This window comes from Amycolatopsis sp. MJM2582 (genome assembly GCF_000754115.1).
Lineage (GTDB): Bacteria > Actinomycetota > Actinomycetes > Mycobacteriales > Pseudonocardiaceae > Amycolatopsis > Amycolatopsis japonica.
In genome coordinates, this window is the sequence record NZ_JPLW01000003.1 from 1,201,761 (window position 1) to 1,219,988 (window position 18,228).

The window sequence follows — 18,228 nt, forward strand, 5'->3', positions numbered from 1 at the left end:
AGCACATCCGTGGGTACCCGTCTGTCCATTTCGGAGTCCGACGAGCAGAAGTGGCTCGCCGAAGCCGTCCAGCTGGCCACCGCGAACGTCGAAAACGGTGGCGGCCCGTTCGGCGCGATGATCGTCCGCGACGGTTCGGTGCTGGCCACCGGGACCAACCAGGTGACCCCGACGCTGGACCCGACGGCGCACGCGGAGGTGGTCGCGATCCGCGCGGCCTGCCAGGCGATCGGCGACTACAAACTCGACGGCTGCGTCCTCGTGACCTCCTGCGAGCCTTGCCCGCTCTGCCTTTCCGCCGCGCTCTGGGCGCGTGTCGGCAAGGTCGTCTACGCCGCGGACCGCCACGACGCGGCCGAGGCGGGCTTCGACGACCGCGAGTTCTACGACCTCTTTTCCCGCCCGCGCGAGACCTGGTCACTACCCGTCGGCCAACTGTCCCTTCCGGACTCCTTCGCGCCTTTCCAGGCCTGGCTGTCGAAACCCGACAAGAAGGCTTACTAGTCTCTTCCCGCCCCACAACGTTGTGGAGTAGGCATGACCCAATTAGGTACTGAGCGTCCCCACCTGCCCTCGTCCGAGCCGAGGCGGCTGTCCGGGCTCGACCGCTGGTTCAAGATCTCCCATCGCGGCAGCACGATCGGCCGCGAGGTGCGCGGCGGGATCACCACGTTCGTCGCGATGTGTTACATCGTGTTGCTCAACCCGCTCATCCTCGGCGCGTCGGCCGACATCACCGGCGCGAAGCTGACCACCGAGGCGATCACCACCGCGACCGCGCTGGCGGCCGGCGTCACCACGATCCTGATGGGACTGGTCGGCAACGCGCCGCTGGCGCTCGCGGCGGGCCTCGGCGTGAACGGTGTCGTCGCCTTCCAGATGGCTCCGGCCATGACGTGGGCGCAGGCCTTCGGGCTCGTCGTCCTCGAAGGCTTCTGCATCGTGCTGATGGCCGTTTCCGGGGTCCGGGAGCGGATCATCAACGCGATCCCGATGGCGCTCAAGGTCGCGATCACCGTCGGGATCGGGCTCTACATCGCGCTGGTCGGCCTGGTCAGCGCCGGATTCGTGACCAGGACACCGGATTCCGCGCAGTCGACGGTGCCGGTGCGGATGGGGATCGCCGGCCACCTCGAAGGCTGGCCGATCGCGATCTTCTGTGTCGGGCTGCTCCTGATGATCGTGCTGGTGAGTCGCGGGGTACCGGGCGCGGTGCTGATCAGCATCGCGGTCGCGACCGGGCTCGCCGTGCTGGTCAACAGCGTCTTCCACGTCGAGGGCTGGGGCCTGGTCGAACCCAAGGTGCCCGACCAGGTCGTGGCGCATCCCGACTTCAGCCTGCTGGGCGACATCGATCTCTTCGGCGGATTCGGCTCGGCGGGCGCGGTGACCGCGGCGGTCTTCCTGTTCACGCTGGTGCTTTCCGGGTTCTTCGACGCGATGGGCACGATCACGTCGGTCTCGGAGGAGGCCGGCCTGGTCAAGAACGGCAAGGTCGAGGGGATGGGCCGCATCCTGCTGGTCGACGGCGCGGGCGCGCTGGCGGGCGGCGTCACCGGATCGGCGCCGAACACCGTGTTCCTCGAATCGGCGGCAGGCGTCGGCGAAGGCGCGCGGACCGGGCTGGCGAGCATCGTCACCGGCGGGTTGTTCACCGCGACCCTGTTCCTGACGCCCATCGCGGCCATCGTCCCGGCGCAGGCCGCGGCGCCCGCGCTGGTGGTCATCGGCGGGATGATGATGGCGCAGTGTGCGCGGATCCCTTGGCGGGACCTGGATTTCGCGATCCCGGTGTTCCTGACCATCGCGCTGATCCCGTTCACCTACTCGATCACCAACGGGATCGGTGCCGGGCTGGTCGCCTACGTGCTGATCAAGATCTGCAAGGGCAAGATCCGCGAGATCGGCTGGATCCTCGGGATCCTGGCCGCGGTGTTCGGGGTGTACTTCGGGATCGAAGGGATCATGTCGTGGTTCTGATGTTCCTCAACGGCGGCGGGATGCGTGGCGGACCGCTGCACGAACAGCTGCAGGGCGCGCCGTTGTGCTGCGTGGCCCGCTCGGCGCCCAAGTACCACTATTTCTCCGTGGGCGACCGGTTCCCGGCGATGCACGAGGGCGGTTCCGCGTCGGTCGTGGGCGAGGTCTACGACCTGCCGCTCACGGTGCTGCGGGACCATCTCGTCCCCGCCGAACCACCGGAACTGGAACTGGGCGTCGTCGAACTGGAGGACGGCGCGGCCTGCCTCGCCACCGTCCTGCGTTCGTCCTATGTGGACTCACCTGACCTGACCGACATCTCCGCGGTGGGGGACTGGCGGGCGTATCTCGCTTCCCGCTAGTGGTCCGTGAAGGCCTCCTTGAGGGACCCAGGGTCCCTCAAGGAGGCCTTCACGGAACGTCAGAGCACGAAGACGAGATCGCTCGCCGCCGCGTGGAACATCTCGGGCGAGCCCGCGTAGAAGGCCCGCCAGACACCGGGCTTACGGTGCTCGGCCGAAGCCGCGAACGCCCAGGTCGTGCCGTTCCAGGTGGCGTCGACCGTCGCCGCCGTGGTCCAGCGGTAGGTGCTGAACGAGAAGTACTGGAGCTCGACCGGGATCGGGTTCGCGGTGTACCGGCCGGGGAACTCGATCGTGCCGGACCCGGTCACGGCCTTGGCCGCGTCCCGGCCCGCCGCGAACGACGTGATCTTCGCCGGGTGGAGCACGACGATCTTTTCGGTGTCGGCGCCCGAATTCGCGACCGACGGATCGGTGGAGAAGAAGTCGGCACGGTAGTTGCCGGTGCGGATCGGGGTCAGCGTCGCGCTGTAGGCACCGGCGGCGTCGGTGACCGGCTTGGCCTGCGCCTCACCGCAGAAGCCGTTGAAACAGAACGAGATACCCACCTCGGCGCCCGCGATCGGGGTGGCGTCGGCCTTGGTGAGCTTTCCCGAGATCGTGACGGTCTTCCCGGCGTCGATCTTGGTGGCGCTGGTGGTCGCGGTCAGGGTCGACGGCTGCGCCTCGGCGGCGGTCGCGGGCATCGCGCCCGCGGTGAGCAGTGCGGCCACGGCGATGGTGCCGAGTACGAGCTTCCTGATGATCATGGGCTCCCCAAACGGATTCCGGTGTTGGCGACGGCTAGGTCGGCCGGAAGCCGTTGTCCGTTGCGGGGAAATCCCTGTGTTCAGAAGCCCGCCGTCGGTGCTTCACGCATCAGGGAGCAACGTGCGCGCGAAGGCCACGGACGACGCCCCCGCGACCTCTAGCGCTTCGGTGTTACGCAGCGATCGGCTCAGTACGAACGCCCCTTCGAGGCTGTTCACCAAGGCGATCGTGAGCCGCCGAGCGGACTCGGGTTCGAGGCCGTACTTGCCCAGCTTCTCGGCCCCGGTCTCGATCCACGCGGTGAACACGTCGGCCGTCGCGATCCGGAGTTTCTCGTTGGTGCTCGCGACCTCGAGCGCGACGGTGGCGATGGGGCACGCGTCGGCGTAATCGGTCGCCTTCAGCGTCTCGGCGGCGCTGGCGAAGCAGGCCTCGATACCGTGGATCAGGTCCGGCTCGTCGGCGAAGAAGATCTCGAACAGCGCGAGGTACATCATCCCCGAGGTGCGGATGACCTCCTCGCCGAGCTGTTCCTTGCCGCCGGGGAAGAAGTGGTACAGCGAGCCGAAGGGCGCGTTCGCCGCCTCGACGATTTGCTTCACCCCGGTGCCGGTGTACCCGTTCCGCCGCAGCAGTTCGGCGCCGGCGTTCACGATGCGTTCCCGCGTTCCAGTCACGCCCTCCATGATAGAGCGTTCTATCAAGTTCCGGTGGTCCCTTCGACCTTGGTTCACCTCCCGGCGCTACCTGCGGTCGATGTTCGCGTGGCGTGCCCGGCTCTAGCGTCTGGAGCCGTTGGGAATCCAGGAAGAAGGGGGAAGAACATGAAACGGCTCTTGGCCGTCGGGTTGCTCCCGGTGATCGTGAGCGGGTTGCTCGCCGGGGCCGGCACGGCTTCGGCGGGCGTCCCGGCGCACTACACCGGCCAGAAACTGGATTGGCATCCCTGCGCGGCGGAGGAACTGGTCACGTTGCCGCCGGGCACCGATATCGGCGGGCTCGAATGCGCGACGTTCCGTACGCCTCGCGACTGGGATCGCGCGGACGAGCGGCAGGACCTGACCATCGCGGTCAGCAGGCTGAAGTCCACCGGGACTTCGACCGCCTCGCTGCTCACCAATCCGGGTGGGCCGGGCGGTCCCGGGCGCTGGTTCCCGGTGACCTTCCGCGGGCAGGAGAAACTGCGCGAACACCAGGACATCATCGGCATCGACGTGCGCGGGACCGGCAAGAGCACCAACGTCACCTGCCGGGGCGCGGCAGACCTCATCCGGCAGCTGGATCCGCGCGACCGTGACCCGCGCAATCTGAACCAGATCCTGGCCAACGCCGAACACGTGGCCCGGTCCTGCCAGAGCGCCGGCGGCGAACTCGGCCCGCTGATCACCACCCACCAGACGATCCGGGATTTCGACCTGCTCCGGACGTTGCTCGGCCGGGAGAAGATCAACTGGATCGGTTACTCGGGCGGCACCTGGCTGGGAGCGCACTACGCCCAGCAGTTCCCGCAGCGGACCGGGCGGTTCGTGCTGGACTCCTCGACGGAGTTCACCACGGACTGGCAGAAGACGTTCGACCGGCAGCCGGTCGGTTTCGAACGGCGCTGGCGGCAGGACTTCCTGCCGTGGATGGCGCGGTACGACGCGAAGTATCACTTCGGCACCAACGGCGAAGAGGTCCGGCAGACCTATGAACGGGTCCGCTATGCCTTGTCCCGCAACCCGATGGACGGGAAGGGGCCGATGGAGTTCGACACCGCCATCGTCTACATGCTCTACAAGAAGGCGACCTTCCCGGCGCTGGCCGAACTGCTGGTCAAGGTCCGGGACGCGATGGAGAACCCGGGGGCGAAGGCTGAGGCCAAGGCCGCCGTCGAGGCCGCGGGTGATCAGCCCGACGCGCAGGACGCCACCTTCTGGAACACCCTTTGTGGTGAGGGACGGTTCATCGGCACCCGCGAGTCGCTGATCCGCGCTTCGCAGCGGAACCTGGATCGTGGTCTGCTCCTGGCGGGCGGTGGCACGCTGAGCGCGTCGGTCTGCCTGTTCTGGGACAAGGAACCGCGTCCGCTGCCGAAGCTGGACGGCAAGGGCGTCCCGCCGGTGCTGATCGTGCACTCCGAGCACGACCCGGCCACGGCGATCGAGGGCGCCCGGAAGGCGCACGCGGGGTTCGCGAACTCGCGCATGCTGACCGTGACCGGTGAGGGCGACCACGGGCTCTACGCGGACGGGAATCCGAAGGTGGACGAGATCGTGGACGCCTATCTGGTCGACGGGGTGGTCCCCGCCGACCAGAGCGTCCCCGGTATGCCGCTGCCGGTGCCCTAGAAGGCGGCGAGGGTGTGCCAGGCCAGACCGGCGTCCTCGGCGTCATCACGGAGGACGACACCCTCGATCAGGCCGTACGGGCGGTCGGCGGCGTAGAAGACCTCGTTGTCGTTCTTCAGCCCGAAGGGTGACAGGTCCACCAGGAAGTGGTGCTTGTTCGGCAGTGAGAGCCGGACTTCGGCGACCTCTTCGCGTTCCTTGAGCACAGCCTCTCCCATGGCGTACAGCGTCTGCTGCAGGGAGAGGCTGTGCTTGTCCGCGAAGGTCTCCAGCAGGATCCGCCGGACCTCCGCGTGGCTCGTGGCCCAGTCGATGCCGTCGCCCTGGTAGCGCCAGCGAGCGGTCACGGCGGTGGCGAGGATGCGGTCGTTCGTCTCGGCCAGCGTCGTGTACTCGTCGCGCGGGAAGCCGTGGAACTCCGAACCGGTCGACTTGAGCACCACGAGATCGTCCAAACCGGACACCACCCAGGCCTGGTCACCCTGGACGGTCACGGCGGTCGTCCGCTTTTCGCTGCCCGCCTGGGAGAACGCGTGATCGTGGCCGGAGATGCGGTTCCAGCCGTGTTCGTCGATCAGGATCCGGGCGCCGGTGATGTGCTCGAACGAGCCGACGAAATGGCGTCCGAGCCGCAGCGCGAAGTCCTCGATCTCGCCGACCGGAGCTTCCTTGGCGAAGGCGTAGACGGTGTTCTTCTGGGTGTCGGTCGCGACGACGTCGGCGTTGTCACCGGTGAGGTGCGTCGCCGCGAGGTCGCCGCGAAGCGACGTCGAAACGGTGAGGTCCTTGAGGTGGTGGACGGTGCCTTCGCGCTGAACGGTGACGAGCCGGACTTCGGCCTTGCCGTACTGGTTGGGGCCCAGGGTGATGGCCACGGGCGATCAGCTCCCTCGATAGGTGGAATAGGCGAACGGGCTCAGCAGCAACGGCACGTGGTGGTGCTCAGTCCCGTCGGCGATGCGGAAGGTCAAGGTGACTTCGGGGAAGAAGGAGTCCGGGCCGAGGTAGGCGCCGGTGTCGAAGACCAGCCGGAACACCCCGGGTTCGAGGGTGTCCGGGCCGAGGTCGCGGATCCGGCCGTCGGCGTCGGTCCGGCCTTCGGCGACGGGATCGCCCGCGCCGGTTTCGAGCCGCACGCCGACGTCCGCGGCGGGCCGTCCCGCGGCGGTGTCGAGGATGTGCGTGGTCACGAGGCTCATGCCGTCACCGCCTTCTCCAGCCGCAGCGCGGCGATCTTGGCCAGCTCTTGACCGGCCACTTCGAGTTCCTTCTCCGGGTCGTTCGAAAGCCTCGAACGCAGGTTTTCCAGCAGTTCGGCGCCACTCCGTCCGCTCGCGCAGACCAGGAAGACGTGTCCGAAGGTCGCTTCGTATTCGGCGTTGGCCGCGGCGAACTCGCGCGCCGCGTCACCGTCCACACCGGACTGTTCGGAGCGCGACCAGCCCGCTTCGGTGCTCTGGCCGCCGGCTTTCTCCCCGATCCGGGGATGGGCCGACATGGCGCGCCGGACCTCTTCGGGGCGCAACGGGGTGAGCGCCTCGGACGCGGCGAGCAGCGCGGCGAGGTCGGCGTACGGGCGCCTGGCCAGCAGGGTTTCCACCCAGCGCGGGACGTCGAGGCAGGCGGTCAGCGCCGGCCGGACGTCCTGTGCGGGAGCCTCGTTGAACTCTCGAATGGTGAGCGGCACGGGAACTGACGGTACGGCGACGATTCGGCCGTCGTCAACATTTTGTTGAATCAGCTCTTCAGTCTTGGTCCCGGTTGAGGTAGTTGTAGACCGTGAACCTCGTGACCCCCAGCGCCTCCGCGACGGTCGACACCGACTTGCGGAGGCCGAACGCGCCGCGTTCCTTGAGCAGCCGCACCGCGCGCTGCTTGGCGGCGCGGTCGAGGGTGTCGAGTTTCCCGCCGAGCTCGCGTTCGACGTCGCCGATGAGGCGGGCGAGGGCGCTGTGCAGTTCGACCGCGGGCTCGGTCGTGTCGTCGCCGACCTGCCGGAGCTGGAGGGTCACGCGCGTGGCGCCGCCGTCCAGTGCCGCCCTGGCGATGGCGGGAAGCGCGTCGAGGAGTGCGTCGGCGTCGCCGCGGACGAGGGTGCCGAGCGGGCCGAAGTCGGCGGACAGGCCCGCGCCTTCCGCGGTGTCGCGGGCTTTGACGGCGTGTTCGGGTGGCGGACCCTCGCCGTGGAACGGTTCGCTGGTGAACTCGGCTTCTAACTGCACGAAGCGAAGGTAGCGCCGCTTGGGCTCGTTGACGAGCAGGGTGGCCGGAGTTAATGTCGGAGTGCGAAACCTCGATTCCACCCAGTGGAAGTTGGAGGCTTTTAGATGGACTTGGTGATCAAAGCCGCCCGAGCCGTGACGGCCGCCGGAGAGGTACCCGCGACCATCGGTGTCGATGGCGGCCGCATCGTCGCGGTGGAGCCCGCCGGAGCCGATCTGGACGGCGATCGGGTGCTCGAACTCGATGATGACGTCGTGCTGCTACCGGGTCTGGTCGATACCCACGTGCACGTCAACGACCCGGGCCGCACCGAATGGGAGGGGTTCGCTTCGGCGACCCGCGCGGCCGCGGCGGGCGGGGTCACCACGATCGTGGACATGCCGTTGAACAGCCTGCCGCCGACGGTCGACGTCGCGTCGCTGGAGGTGAAGCGCAAGACCGCCGAGGGCAAGGTGCACGTCGACGTCGGGTTCTGGGGCGGCGCGATCCCCGGCAATCTCGCGGAGCTGCGCGGCCTGCACGAGGCAGGCGTCTTCGGGTTCAAGTCCTTCCTGCTGCATTCCGGTGTCGACGAGTTCCCGCCGCTGGACGCGCGCGGGCTCGAAGAGGCGATGACCGAACTGCGGACCTTCGACGGCATGATCATCGTCCACGCGGAGGACTCCGACGCGATCGATCACGCGCCCGACCCGCACGGCGAGAAATACGAAGACTTCCTGCACTCGCGGCCGCGTGGCGCGGAGAACGTGGCGATCGCGCAGGTGATCGAGCTGGCGAGGAAGACGGGCGTCCGCGCGCACATCCTGCACCTGTCGTCCTCGGACGCGCTGCCGATGGTCGAGAGTGCGCGGCGCGACGGCGTCCGGCTGACCGCCGAGACCTGCCCGCACTACCTGAGTTTCACCGCGGAGGAGATCGGCGACGGCGCCACGCAGTTCAAATGCTGCCCGCCGATCCGCGAGGCCGGGAACCGCGAACTGCTGTGGAAGGGGCTCGCGGACGGCGTCATCGACTGCGTGGTGACCGACCATTCGCCGTGCACTCCGGAGCTGAAACGCTTCGACAGCGGCGATTTCGGGCTCGCCTGGGGCGGGATCGCCGGTCTGCAGCTCGGCCTGCCCGCCGTCTGGACCCAGGCGCGGCAACGCGGGTTCGCCCTCACCGACGTCGTCCGCTGGATGGCCGAACATCCGGCCGCGCAGGCGGGGATGCGCCGCAAGGGGCATCTCGCGCCGGGCTACGACGCCGACTTCAGCGTGTTCGCACCCGACGAGGCTTTCGTCGTCGACGTCGCGAAATTGAAGCACCGCAACCCGGTCAGCGCCTACCACGGACGGCCGCTGGCCGGTGTCGTCCGGAGCACGTGGTTGCGGGGCGAGGAGATCACCGGTGAAGACCCGGCAGGCGTTCTGCTGACCCGGGGTGATTGCTGAGATGGAGGATGCCGTGAACGACCGTCCTGAGTGGACAGCCCTGCCCGATCTGGCCTCGCGCAAGTTCGGCGGGACCGTGATGTGGGCGACGGACGAGTTGTTCGCCGAGAAGGAGAACCTGGTCAACCCCTGGGTGCCCGCGCATCAGACGGAGACCTTCGGCCCCAAGGGGCAGGTCTACGACGGCTGGGAGACCCGGCGGCATCGCGAACCCGGTGACGACCAGGCGGTGATCCGGCTCGGCCTGGCGGGCGCGATCACCGGTGTCATCGTGGACACCGCGTTCTTCAAGGGCAACTACCCGCCGTTCGTCTCGGTCGAGGCGTGCGCCGTCGACGGCTATCCCAGCGCGGCCGAAGTGGCCGAAGCGGACTGGGACGTGCTGGTGAAACGCGGCGCGGCGGCGGGGCACACGGAGAACTTCTTCGAGATCGGCGGGAGCAAGCGCTACACGCACGTCCGGCTGACCATGCATCCGGACGGCGGCGTGGCCCGGCTGCGGGTGCACGGCACGCCGATCCCGGATCCGCGCCTGCTCGACCTCGGCGCGCTCGACCTCGCCGCGCTGGAGAACGGCGCGGTGGTCACCGGGTGCAGCAACATGTTCTATTCCTCGCCCAACAACCTCTTCTCGCCGGGACTCGCCGCGCATCAGGCCGAGGGCTGGGAGACCGCGCGGCGCCGGGACGACGGGAACGACTGGGTCACGGTGCGTCTCGCCGGCGCGGGCGTCATCCGGTTCGCCGAGTTCGACAACAGCAATCTGAAGGGCAACGCGCCGGGCTGGGCTGCGCTGAGCGGCCGGGACGGCGACGGCGAATGGGTCGAGCTGCTGCCCAAGACGCGGTTGCAGCCGGACACACGGCACCGGTTCGCCCTCGCCGCCGGACCCGAGGTGACCGAAGTCCGGCTCGACATCTATCCCGACGGCGGGATGGCGCGCCTACGTCTCTTCGGCGCGCTTTCGGAGCGTGGCCGCGCTGACGTCGCTTCGCGTTTCGAGTCCGCCCGCTCCTGACGCATTTCGTCCTCTGAATGCGGTAGTTGGCATCGAGGACTACCGCGTTTAGAGGACGAAATGCGGGGTCAGGGACGGGCGCCGGGCCGGTTCAGGTACGCGGAGAACAGCGAAAGGACGATGCCGACCGAGAAGATCGCGGTGAGCCACCAAGCGCCGCCGATGGACAGGTTCCACACCAGGGCACCCGCCATGAGCAGTGCCATGACGATGTTCCTGAGCTGCAGCGGCGTCGGTTTGGCCATGCCGCCACCCTCTCACGGGCCGGGCAGGCCCTGGTCAGGGGGCGGACTGGCGACGTGAGCTGATCACGCCGGTGTTGAACCCGGCGAGGTGGAGCCCGCCGGCGAACCGGGCGTGCTCGATCTTCACGCAGCGGTTCATCACCACGTCCAGCCCCGCCTCCTTGGCGAGGTCGGCGACGGGCTCGTGCCACAGGCCCAGCTGAAGCCAGAGCGTGCGCGCTCCGGCCTCGACGACCTCCTCGGCCACGCCGGGGAGGTCGTCGTGCTTGCGGAACACGCTGACCAGGTCGGTCTCGCCGGGCACGTCGGCCAGTGACGGGTACACCGGCCGCCCGAGGAGTTCGTCCAGCCGCGGGTTCACGAAGTTGACCTCGTACTTGCTGGAGGAGAGCAGGTACGTCGCGACGAAGTAGCTCGGCCGCGCGGGATTGTTCGAAGCGCCGACGATGGTCACCGACCTCGTCCGGGAGAGGATGCGGCGCCGCTCGACCGCGCCGACGTCGTAGGTCATCCCGCCACCGCCTTGCCGAGCGCCTGATCGAGATCCCACAGGATGTCCTCGACGTCCTCCAGCCCGACCGACAGGCGGATCAGGTCCGCGCCCACCCCCGCCGAACGCAGCTGATCCTCGGAGAGCTGCTGATGGGTGGTGGACGCCGGATGGATGACCAGCGTCCGCGCGTCCCCGACGTTCGCCAGATGCGACAGCAGCTCGACCGAGTTCACGAACGTCTCCCCGGCCGCGCGGCCGCCGTCGACGCCGAAGGAGAACACGGCACCCGGCCCGGCGGGCAGGTACTTCTTCGCTCGGTCGTGGTGCGGGTGACCCGGCAGGCCCGCGTAGTTCACCCAAGCCACCCGGCTGTCGTTCGCGAGGTACTCCGCGACGGCTCGCGCGTTGGCGACGTGGGCGTCCATCCGCTGCGGCAGCGTCTCGACCCCTTGCAGCAGTAGGAAGGCCGAGTGCGGGGAGAGGACGGCGCCGATGTCGCGCAACTGCTCGGCGCGGAGCCGGGTGCAGAAGGCATATTCGCCGAAGTTCTCCCAGTACTTCAGGCCGCCGTAGCTCTCGACGGTCTCGGTCATCCGCGGGAACTTCCCGTTGCCCCAGTCGAACTTCCCGGACTCGACGACCACCCCGCCCAGGGTGGTCCCGTGCCCGCCGAGGAACTTCGTCGCCGAATGCAGCACGATGTCCGCGCCGTGCTCGATCGGGCGGCACAGGTACGGCGTCGCCAAGGTCGCGTCGACGACCAGCGGGATGTCGTGCGCGTGCGCGAGCTCCGCCAGCCCGGCGATGTCGGCGATCCCGCCGCCCGGATTGCCGATGATCTCCGTGAAGATCAGCTTCGTCCGGTCGGTGATGGCGGCCGCGTAGTCCTCGATGCGGTCTCCGCTGACGAAGGTGGTCTCGATCCCGAAGCGGCGCAGCGTCCCGGTGAGTTGCGTGACCGTGCCGCCGTAGAGCCCGCCCGCCGAGACGATGTGGTCGCCTGCCTCTGCGAGGGCGGAGAACGTCAGGAACTCCGCCGCCTGACCACTGCTGGTCGCGACTCCGCCGATCGCGCCTTCGAGACTGGCCAAGCGTTCCTCGAAGGCCGCGACCGTCGGGTTGCCGATGCGGCTGTAGATGTTGCCGTACTTCTGCAGCGCGAACAGGTTCGCCGCGTCGGCCGCGTCCTCGAAGACGAAGCTCGTGGTCTGGTAGATGGGCACGGCGCGGGCGCCGGTCGCCGGGTCGGGTGTCCCGCCCGCGTGCAGGGCGCGGGTGCGGAAGCCCCAGGTGCGTTCACTCATCGCGCCCGACGCTACCTCGCGTCCCACTCCGTGACCATCGATCCCAGCAAGTGGCTACTTGCGGTCCAGGGTGATCACGGTGCCGGGACGGTGACCGTTCCGGCGCGGGGTGACCGGACGCGGTTCACGGGACACCGCGACCCCGGCCGGCCGGTGCCGGTCCACCGGTAGTACCTCGCGCGAGTTCGTCCGGTCGGCCAGCCGCAGGGACTGGGCCGAGGTCAGCCACTCCTCGGCGGGTTCCGCGATTTCGAGCAGCAGCGCCTCGAACTCCGACCGGGTGGTCTCGAGGATGTGCGGAGCCGCGAGCCACCGCAGCACCTGACGTCCGGTGACCGCCATCCGCTGCCGTGGCGAGGACACCAGCCGCTGGTCGAAGTAGCGGATCAGCACCTCGTCCACGGTGTCCCACGCGTTGGCCGCGCCGAACAGGTCCAGCACGTCCTCCGAACCGAGGATCTTGAACGCCTCGGTCAGCAGTTGCATGACTTCGACCCGCAGGACGTTCAGGTGACCGTACGAGGTGAACTTCAGGTTGTTCCGCAGGTCGAGACCGCTGCGCCGGACGACCGCCACACTGCCGAAACTCGGGTCGTACGCGCGTTCGCGGACGACGTCGGAGATCCGCTTGTCCCGCCAGAACAAGGCGACCTGGTTGCTGAACTGGGTGAACAGCTGGTGGAAATCGGTGTTCGGCCGCGAGTTCGCCGAACCGAGCCCCTTGCCGTAACCCAGCACGCGCCGGTACGCGCTGACGCGATCCCGCCTGGTGTAGCGCAGGACGTCCCGCCGGTCGAACCGGTACAGCCCGAACGCGCCGGGGCCGTCCGAAAGCCGGATGGCGCCGCCCTGGAACAGCTCCTGCAGTTTCTGCACGACGCGGAACACGCCGATCCGTTCGTGCTGGTACAGGTAGTACAGATCACCGACCGCGATGACCCGTTCCGAGGCGACGGTCTCGTCGTAGGCGTCGACACCCGGCGGCATCGCCGTCGCGCCGAGGTCCGCGGCCGAACCGTCGCCGAGCCCGACGAGCTGCGCGATCCCACCGTCCGCCGGCCCTGGTTTGCCCCGCTGTTCCGCCTCGACGGCGGTGAGCATGTCGTCCAGTTGTTTGAGGACCGCGTCGCCGAGTTTCGGATCGCTGCCCAGTTCGTTCGCGAGCTTCCCGGCGACCTGACCGCGCAAGGCCGCGACCCGGTCGAAGAGTTCCCGGTATTCCTTTTCCGTGCCCATCGTCTTCCTCCCGTACGGGTCCGGCTACTGCCCGGGCCGCTTGCGCGTGGTCCGGGGTTTCGGCGGTTCCTCCGCCTCGGGTGGTGTCTGGCCTTCTCCGGCGCCGTGCCCCTCACGGAGCTCGGCGACCGAAGGCACCGTCGGCGTCCGGCCGGGCGGCGGCGTGAGCTGCGGGGTGGGCGGTGCGGGCGGATTCGGGTCGGACGACGACGGCGAGCCGTCCCGCCCGATCGGCTCGGCGATCCGGACGACCTCCTGGAGATGGTCGTCGAGTTCGTCGATGGCCCGCTGCACACGGGAGCTGAAGAATCCCGGGGGAAGCGAGGCACGGAAGTTTCCCGGCACGTCGCCGTTGGGACCGCCGGTGCTCTGCCGGGGAAGGTTCGCCACGATCCGCTGCAGGCGTTTCGCGATCTGCAGGAACGACGTGCCGACACCTTCCTTGCCCGCCGACTCGATCAGCTTGCCACCCTCGAAGGTGGCGAACTCGCGGATCCAGCGCAGCAGCCCGCCGAGCGACATCGTCCCGCCCTGCGGATCGGGGACGCGGAGCACTTCGAGGTCCTCCTGCTGGACGAACACCGACCGCAGCATCGCGACGACCTCGTCGACCTGCGACGCGGTCGCGGACAGCAGCCGGGAGAGCGCGACCACGGCGGGACCGAAGAACGGCTGGCCGCCGGCCGGCTGCGAGAACGGGTCGATCTTGTCGCGTGCGTCCTGCCAGCCCCTGAACAACGAGACCACCCAATCCGTCAGCGTGATGAAGGAGGTCTGGATCCGTTCCTCTTCGATCGTGTTGACCTTGCCCGAGACCAGGCCGAGCTCGTCCCGCAGCTGGCCGAGATGTCCTTGCGTACGGTCTCCGGCGCCGACCGCGAGCCCGCCGTTGCCGAGCAGCAGCAGGAAGAGCTGATCGACCCGCGCCACGCGGATCAGCGGGCTCTCCAGCTCCTGCCGGATCTGTTCGAGATCGTGCCGGACGAGCGCGCGGAAACCCTCGGCGTTCTCGGGGTCCGAGTCCGTCCTCAGTGGACGGAGCGAATCGAGCAGCGCCAGCGAGTCCTTGACCGCGCTCCTGGCCCTCGCCGCGAGCGAGGCCTGGCCGCCGGTGACGGCGCCGAGATCGGCCTGGATCGCGTATCCGCGCGGAGTCCATTTCGCCTCGGTGCGGCCCTGGACCTCGTTCAGTTCGAAACTGCCGGTCAGCGCGGCCACGAACCCTTTGGTGTCGCCTTCGCGCCACTTCCAGCCGAGCATGTCGCTGATCGTCTGTTCGGCGAGTTTGCCGGGGGCCGCCGCCTGCGGTGGGTACTGCCCGGTCGACAGCGGATACGCGCTGTCGATGTCCTGTGCGCGCGGCAACGTCGCGCCGCGGTCGTCGTTGATCGTCATCGGGTCGCCCCACATCCCTTGAATTCGGCCAGTTCCACTGCTTCACGCCAGCACCGCACCATCACGTCCTCCGCCGAGGACAAGGCGGTGGCGCATTGGTCCACCCCGGCATGGAAGCTCTTCGCCCAGCCCCGCCATTCCTGTTCCCGTCCGTGCACCGCGCGCAGCAGCCCGGAGACCGCGTGGTGCGAACGGCAGTGCCCGTCCACCCGCCGTCGCAGGTTCAGCAGCGACGACGCCGTGGTGTGCAACGACTCCGCGCTCACCGGGCCCTGTGTCGCGCGTGTGGCCGCCTCGATCTCTCCGGTGCCGTCGAGGACGACCTCGGCGAGATGATCCGCCGCGGCCAGCCCGACGCCGGCGGGCCGGTCTTCGGCGACGCTGATCTCCAAGGCCCGCCAGCACGCGGCCACCTGGTTCACTTCCTTGCCCAGCCGGGAGAATTCGGTGTCGAGCGTCATCTCGCCCTCCTGCCGAGCTCTTCCATGAAGAAGCCGAAAAGCCGTTTCGGCGGGGCCATCCGTTCGTCGAGGGCGAACCGGACCGCGCCGATCAGGAACCGTTCCGGCACGACGCCGGGGGAGACCCCGTCGGCCAGCCTGCCGGCGGCTTCTTCGATCATCGCCTGTTCCTTGGCTTCGAACCGCAGCACCTTCGCCAGGGGACGGTGCCCCAGCGAGGGGAACGACGTGAAGCACATCGCGTCCACCACCACGGGGATCGCCTTGTCCGCCGTCCTCAGCAGCGCCGGTGGCGCGTTCACCAGCTTCGCCCGCGGGTACAACTTGTGCCACATCTCCGCATACGCCTCCGCGTGCCGGGTGAAACCCATGCGGCGCAACAGCTCCACCGAGATCTTCGCGCGGAGGTACGGCACCGGGTGCACCGCGCGCGGGGTGAATCCCGTCGTTTCGAGTTCGGTGCGCCCGATGACGTCGAACAGTGATCCGACGACCGCCGGGCCACCCAGCAGCAGCGCGGACAGATCGGCGAACGTCTCCCGGTTCCACCTGACCCAGATGCCGGTCACCTCCCGTGGGACCCCCGCTTCGACGAGCCTCGCCGCCACCTGCAGCGGGATCGCCCTGGCGATGCCGAGATCGTTCTGCAGGTTGTGACTCACCTCGTGCAGGACCGCGCCGAGCGTCCACGGGTTCACCAGCCGGTGGTACGGAAGCTGGATCAGCGGAAAGGGATTGAGCCGGTTCCCCAGCCGCCGCAAGGGAATCCCGCGGCGCGAGGTGGCCGGACCGGATCCGGTGCGCAGGTAGCAGAACGGTGGCGGGGTCGGGATCGACCGCCAGCGCCCGATCCCGAGGTAGGCGTACTGATAGCAGTCGAGCGCCACCCGGTCGCACGCCACCAGCCACGGGGCGAACGCGCCTTGCCGCTGGTTGAACAGATCGAGGTAGAAGTCCCAGACCCCTTCGGTGGTCTTGACCCAGCGCTGTGCCCGGGATTTCGCCCGCAGCAGCCGGGCGAGTTCGGCGCGCGCCGGCCGATCCACCGCCTCGTCCGCGGCACGGCGAACCGCACGGGTCGCGGAGTACAACGGCTTCCGCAAGGTCGCCATCGTCCGGTTGACCGCCGCGAGATGCGCCCGGCTCGGGCCGGTGGCCGGGTCACCGAACTCCGACCAGCGGAACGGCCGCAGCGCCTCCAGATGCCGTTCCACGTTGGTGGCCTGGGACAGCACCCAAGCCGTCAGTTCGTCGTCCCCGGACGGCCTCGCCCGCCGGAACCCGGTGGACGAGGCCGATTCACCGGATGCCGCGGGCAGCGCCTCAGCGGCGGCGCGCACGGCCGCGCGCCTTGCCACGACGGGCGGCGCCCGCCCGGCCCCGGGACTGTGTCCGGCGCCCGCCGCGGGCGGCGGGACGGCGACGGCGCTGCTGGGGACGGCCGCGGCGCCGCTGCTGGCTCCGGCGGTTCGCGGGCGCGTTCTGCGCGCTGTTCACGGTGTGGCCGACCAGCCTGCGCGTGATGTACCGGGCGTTGATCGGGCGGCCGTCGGCGTACCGGCGCCCGACGTCGCGCGCGGTGCGGCCGATGATCTTCGGGATGTGCCGGACGGCACGGCGGGTCGCCGGGTTCCGCCACAGCTTGCGCCCGAGGTTGACCGCGCCGCGGATCAGCTGCGGACCGTGTTTGATGATCTTCGGCGCCGCCCATTTCGCCGCCTGGAACGCCAGCGGCGCGAGCGCGCCGAGGAAGGCCTCCGCCTCGTCCTCGGTCTCGGCGTTTTCGGCCTGGAAGGCCAGTTGCGCCATCATCTCGGCGTCGGGATAGACCCGCCGTGCCGGATGCGTGAAGTCCTCGTCCTCGGATTCCAGTTCGAACTCGTCCTCGAGTTCGCGGACGACGGCTTCGAACTCGGACTCGAATTCGTCTTCGTCCTCGTACTCGCCGTAGACCTCGTCCTCCAGCTCGTCTTCGAGCTCCCGGGCCAGGCCGCCGAGCTCGTCTTCGAACTCGTCCTCGTCCTCGAATTCGCCTTCCAGTTCGTCCTCGAGTTCGTTTTCGAACTCGGCCTCGAGTTCACGGCTCAGCTCGTCTTCCAGCTCGCCGTCCACTGCCGCATAGCCACGGCTCATAACCGTTCTCCTCTGCTCCGGTGAAAATCCGCGATCGCCGGCGCGGTGCGTCGGTGAGCACTCACCCGACACTGCCCGCGCACCCGGGGGCACCGGTAGTCACACGTTCTCGCGTGACATGAATCGACTAGTTCGTACTTGTCACACAAACCGACGATGCGCTTTTCCTGTCGGAGGGGTTTGCTGGAGAAGGAGGGAGACCTAGAGGGGGGAGGCCGGTCTATGTCCACGAGCCCGGTGATGGGATTTCCTGCGTCGTCGCTACACGATCTCGCGCGGCAGCGGGCGACGGTCGTCACGGAGGACGAAACCGTACGAAAGCTGGCGAGATCACTCGTCAGACGTGTCATGGAACTGAACGACGGGGGCGCCGTGCAGCGGAAACCGCTGCTCGACGTCACCGAGCACGGCGTCAGATGCCTGCTCGTGCCGGTGACGCCAGAACCGCACGACCTGCTCAGCCCGCGCGAGCACGAGGTGGCGCGCATGGTCGGCCGCGGCTATACGAACAAGCAGATCGCCGGCGTGCTGGAAATCAGCCTGAACACGGTTTCCGCGCATATGCGCCGGATCTTCACCAAACTGGGGGTCGGCTCGCGGGCGGCGATGGTGGCCGCGTTGACCGGTGAGAATCTCGCCGCCGGATGAGGCGGGATTCTCACGCGTCCCATTGGCCACAGAACCGCGTCGGCGGGCCTGAGCGCGCAGGTCGGGTTGGTCGTGAGTGGCGTTTCGGGTTCTAACCCGAAACGCCACTCACGACCACCTGTACCGATCGGCCGCACTCGCGTGATCGAAGCCGGAACTCGCGTGATCGAAGCCGGAACTCGCGTGATCAGCGGCGGAACACCCCGAGTGCGGCTCC

General features: G+C 68.7%; 21 protein-coding genes. 7 read left to right on the top strand and 14 right to left on the bottom strand.

Annotated features, from left to right (window positions below; translation table 11 throughout):
• Positions 1-9 precede the first annotated feature (9 nt).
• From ED92_RS24435 to ED92_RS24445, 3 genes are read left to right on the top strand one after another with little or no spacing between them, the layout of a single operon-like run.
• Positions 10-504 (top strand): nucleoside deaminase, encoded by a 495-nt coding sequence (locus ED92_RS24435; RefSeq protein WP_016336263.1) that lies wholly within the window; start codon positions 10-12, stop codon positions 502-504.
• Positions 505-537: 33 nt separating this feature from the next.
• The gene (locus tag ED92_RS24440; protein WP_037342284.1) at positions 538-1,980 is read left to right on the top strand and encodes an NCS2 family permease; all 1,443 of its coding nucleotides are present in this window, start codon (positions 538-540) and stop codon (positions 1,978-1,980) included.
• Positions 1,971-2,342 carry a gamma-glutamylcyclotransferase gene (locus tag ED92_RS24445; RefSeq protein ID WP_037342285.1) on the top strand — a complete coding sequence of 124 codons (372 nt, stop codon included), beginning with the start codon at positions 1,971-1,973 and terminating at the stop codon, positions 2,340-2,342. The genes ED92_RS24440 and ED92_RS24445 overlap by 10 nt, the downstream gene beginning before the upstream one ends.
• Before the next feature lie 59 nt (positions 2,343-2,401).
• On the opposite strand, the gene ED92_RS24450 is transcribed toward ED92_RS24445, so the two are convergent.
• Together ED92_RS24450 and ED92_RS24455 are read right to left on the bottom strand one after the other, a co-directional pair.
• Positions 2,402-3,091, bottom strand: coding sequence for a hypothetical protein (locus ED92_RS24450; RefSeq protein WP_037342287.1), 690 nt, complete (start codon positions 3,089-3,091; stop codon positions 2,402-2,404).
• Between the two features lie 102 nt (positions 3,092-3,193).
• Positions 3,194-3,778: a TetR/AcrR family transcriptional regulator gene (locus ED92_RS24455; protein WP_235213356.1), complete on the bottom strand. Its 585-nt coding sequence runs from the start codon at positions 3,776-3,778 to the stop codon at positions 3,194-3,196.
• Positions 3,779-3,916: 138 nt separating this feature from the next.
• Between ED92_RS24455 and ED92_RS24460 the strand changes: the two genes are divergently transcribed.
• A complete protein-coding gene (locus ED92_RS24460) occupies positions 3,917-5,422 on the top strand; it encodes an alpha/beta hydrolase (RefSeq protein ID WP_037342289.1) in 1,506 nt (501 codons plus the stop codon).
• Here the strand turns inward: ED92_RS24460 and pucL are convergent.
• The 4 genes from pucL to ED92_RS24480 are packed head-to-tail and all read right to left on the bottom strand — an operon-like array spanning position 5,419 to position 7,644.
• Positions 5,419-6,297 carry a factor-independent urate hydroxylase gene (gene pucL / locus ED92_RS24465; protein ID WP_037342290.1) on the bottom strand — a complete coding sequence of 293 codons (879 nt, stop codon included), beginning with the start codon at positions 6,295-6,297 and terminating at the stop codon, positions 5,419-5,421. The genes ED92_RS24460 and pucL overlap by 4 nt on opposite strands.
• Positions 6,298-6,303: 6 nt before the next feature.
• Complete coding sequence (gene uraH, locus ED92_RS24470; protein ID WP_037342291.1) at positions 6,304-6,621, bottom strand: hydroxyisourate hydrolase; 318 nt, start codon at positions 6,619-6,621, stop codon at positions 6,304-6,306.
• A complete protein-coding gene (gene uraD / locus ED92_RS24475) occupies positions 6,618-7,109 on the bottom strand; it encodes a 2-oxo-4-hydroxy-4-carboxy-5-ureidoimidazoline decarboxylase (protein WP_037342292.1) in 492 nt (163 codons plus the stop codon). The genes uraH and uraD overlap by 4 nt, the downstream gene beginning before the upstream one ends.
• 58 nt (positions 7,110-7,167) lie before the next feature.
• Entirely contained in the window at positions 7,168-7,644 is a 477-nt protein-coding gene (locus tag ED92_RS24480) for a helix-turn-helix domain-containing protein (RefSeq protein WP_037342293.1), read from the bottom strand.
• Between the two features lie 105 nt (positions 7,645-7,749).
• Here ED92_RS24480 and allB point away from each other — a divergent pair, with 105 nt between their 5' ends.
• Complete coding sequence (allB, locus tag ED92_RS24485) at positions 7,750-9,078, top strand: allantoinase AllB (protein WP_037342294.1); 1,329 nt, start codon at positions 7,750-7,752, stop codon at positions 9,076-9,078.
• A gap of 1 nt (position 9,079) precedes the next feature.
• Positions 9,080-10,096 (top strand): allantoicase, encoded by a 1,017-nt coding sequence (gene alc, locus ED92_RS24490; protein WP_037342295.1) that lies wholly within the window; start codon positions 9,080-9,082, stop codon positions 10,094-10,096.
• Positions 10,097-10,164: 68 nt separating this feature from the next.
• Here alc and ED92_RS43025 read toward each other — a convergent pair whose 3' ends face one another.
• From ED92_RS43025 to ED92_RS42805, 8 genes are read right to left on the bottom strand one after another with little or no spacing between them, the layout of a single operon-like run.
• Positions 10,165-10,341 carry a hypothetical protein gene (locus ED92_RS43025; RefSeq protein ID WP_162836896.1) on the bottom strand — a complete coding sequence of 59 codons (177 nt, stop codon included), beginning with the start codon at positions 10,339-10,341 and terminating at the stop codon, positions 10,165-10,167.
• Between the two features lie 34 nt (positions 10,342-10,375).
• The gene (locus ED92_RS24495) at positions 10,376-10,852 is read right to left on the bottom strand and encodes a CoA-binding protein (protein ID WP_037342296.1); all 477 of its coding nucleotides are present in this window, start codon (positions 10,850-10,852) and stop codon (positions 10,376-10,378) included.
• Entirely contained in the window at positions 10,849-12,138 is a 1,290-nt protein-coding gene (locus ED92_RS24500; RefSeq protein ID WP_037342297.1) for an O-acetylhomoserine aminocarboxypropyltransferase/cysteine synthase family protein, read from the bottom strand. Before ED92_RS24500 ends, ED92_RS24495 begins: the two co-directional genes overlap by 4 nt.
• A 54-nt stretch (positions 12,139-12,192) precedes the next feature.
• Positions 12,193-13,374 carry a hypothetical protein gene (locus ED92_RS24505; RefSeq protein ID WP_037342298.1) on the bottom strand — a complete coding sequence of 394 codons (1,182 nt, stop codon included), beginning with the start codon at positions 13,372-13,374 and terminating at the stop codon, positions 12,193-12,195.
• A gap of 24 nt (positions 13,375-13,398) precedes the next feature.
• Positions 13,399-14,769 (bottom strand): hypothetical protein, encoded by a 1,371-nt coding sequence (locus ED92_RS24510; protein WP_037342625.1) that lies wholly within the window; start codon positions 14,767-14,769, stop codon positions 13,399-13,401.
• The gene (locus ED92_RS24515; RefSeq protein WP_037342299.1) at positions 14,766-15,230 is read right to left on the bottom strand and encodes a hypothetical protein; all 465 of its coding nucleotides are present in this window, start codon (positions 15,228-15,230) and stop codon (positions 14,766-14,768) included. The genes ED92_RS24510 and ED92_RS24515 overlap by 4 nt, the downstream gene beginning before the upstream one ends.
• The gene (locus ED92_RS24520) at positions 15,227-16,570 is read right to left on the bottom strand and encodes a hypothetical protein (RefSeq protein WP_037342628.1); all 1,344 of its coding nucleotides are present in this window, start codon (positions 16,568-16,570) and stop codon (positions 15,227-15,229) included. The genes ED92_RS24515 and ED92_RS24520 overlap by 4 nt, the downstream gene beginning before the upstream one ends.
• Positions 16,554-17,363: a hypothetical protein gene (locus ED92_RS42805; RefSeq protein WP_037342300.1), complete on the bottom strand. Its 810-nt coding sequence runs from the start codon at positions 17,361-17,363 to the stop codon at positions 16,554-16,556. Before ED92_RS42805 ends, ED92_RS24520 begins: the two co-directional genes overlap by 17 nt.
• Positions 17,364-17,711: 348 nt before the next feature.
• On the opposite strand from ED92_RS42805, the gene ED92_RS24530 reads away from it, so the two are divergent.
• Positions 17,712-18,011 (top strand): helix-turn-helix transcriptional regulator, encoded by a 300-nt coding sequence (locus ED92_RS24530; protein WP_235213357.1) that lies wholly within the window; start codon positions 17,712-17,714, stop codon positions 18,009-18,011.
• Positions 18,012-18,228 lie beyond the last annotated feature (217 nt).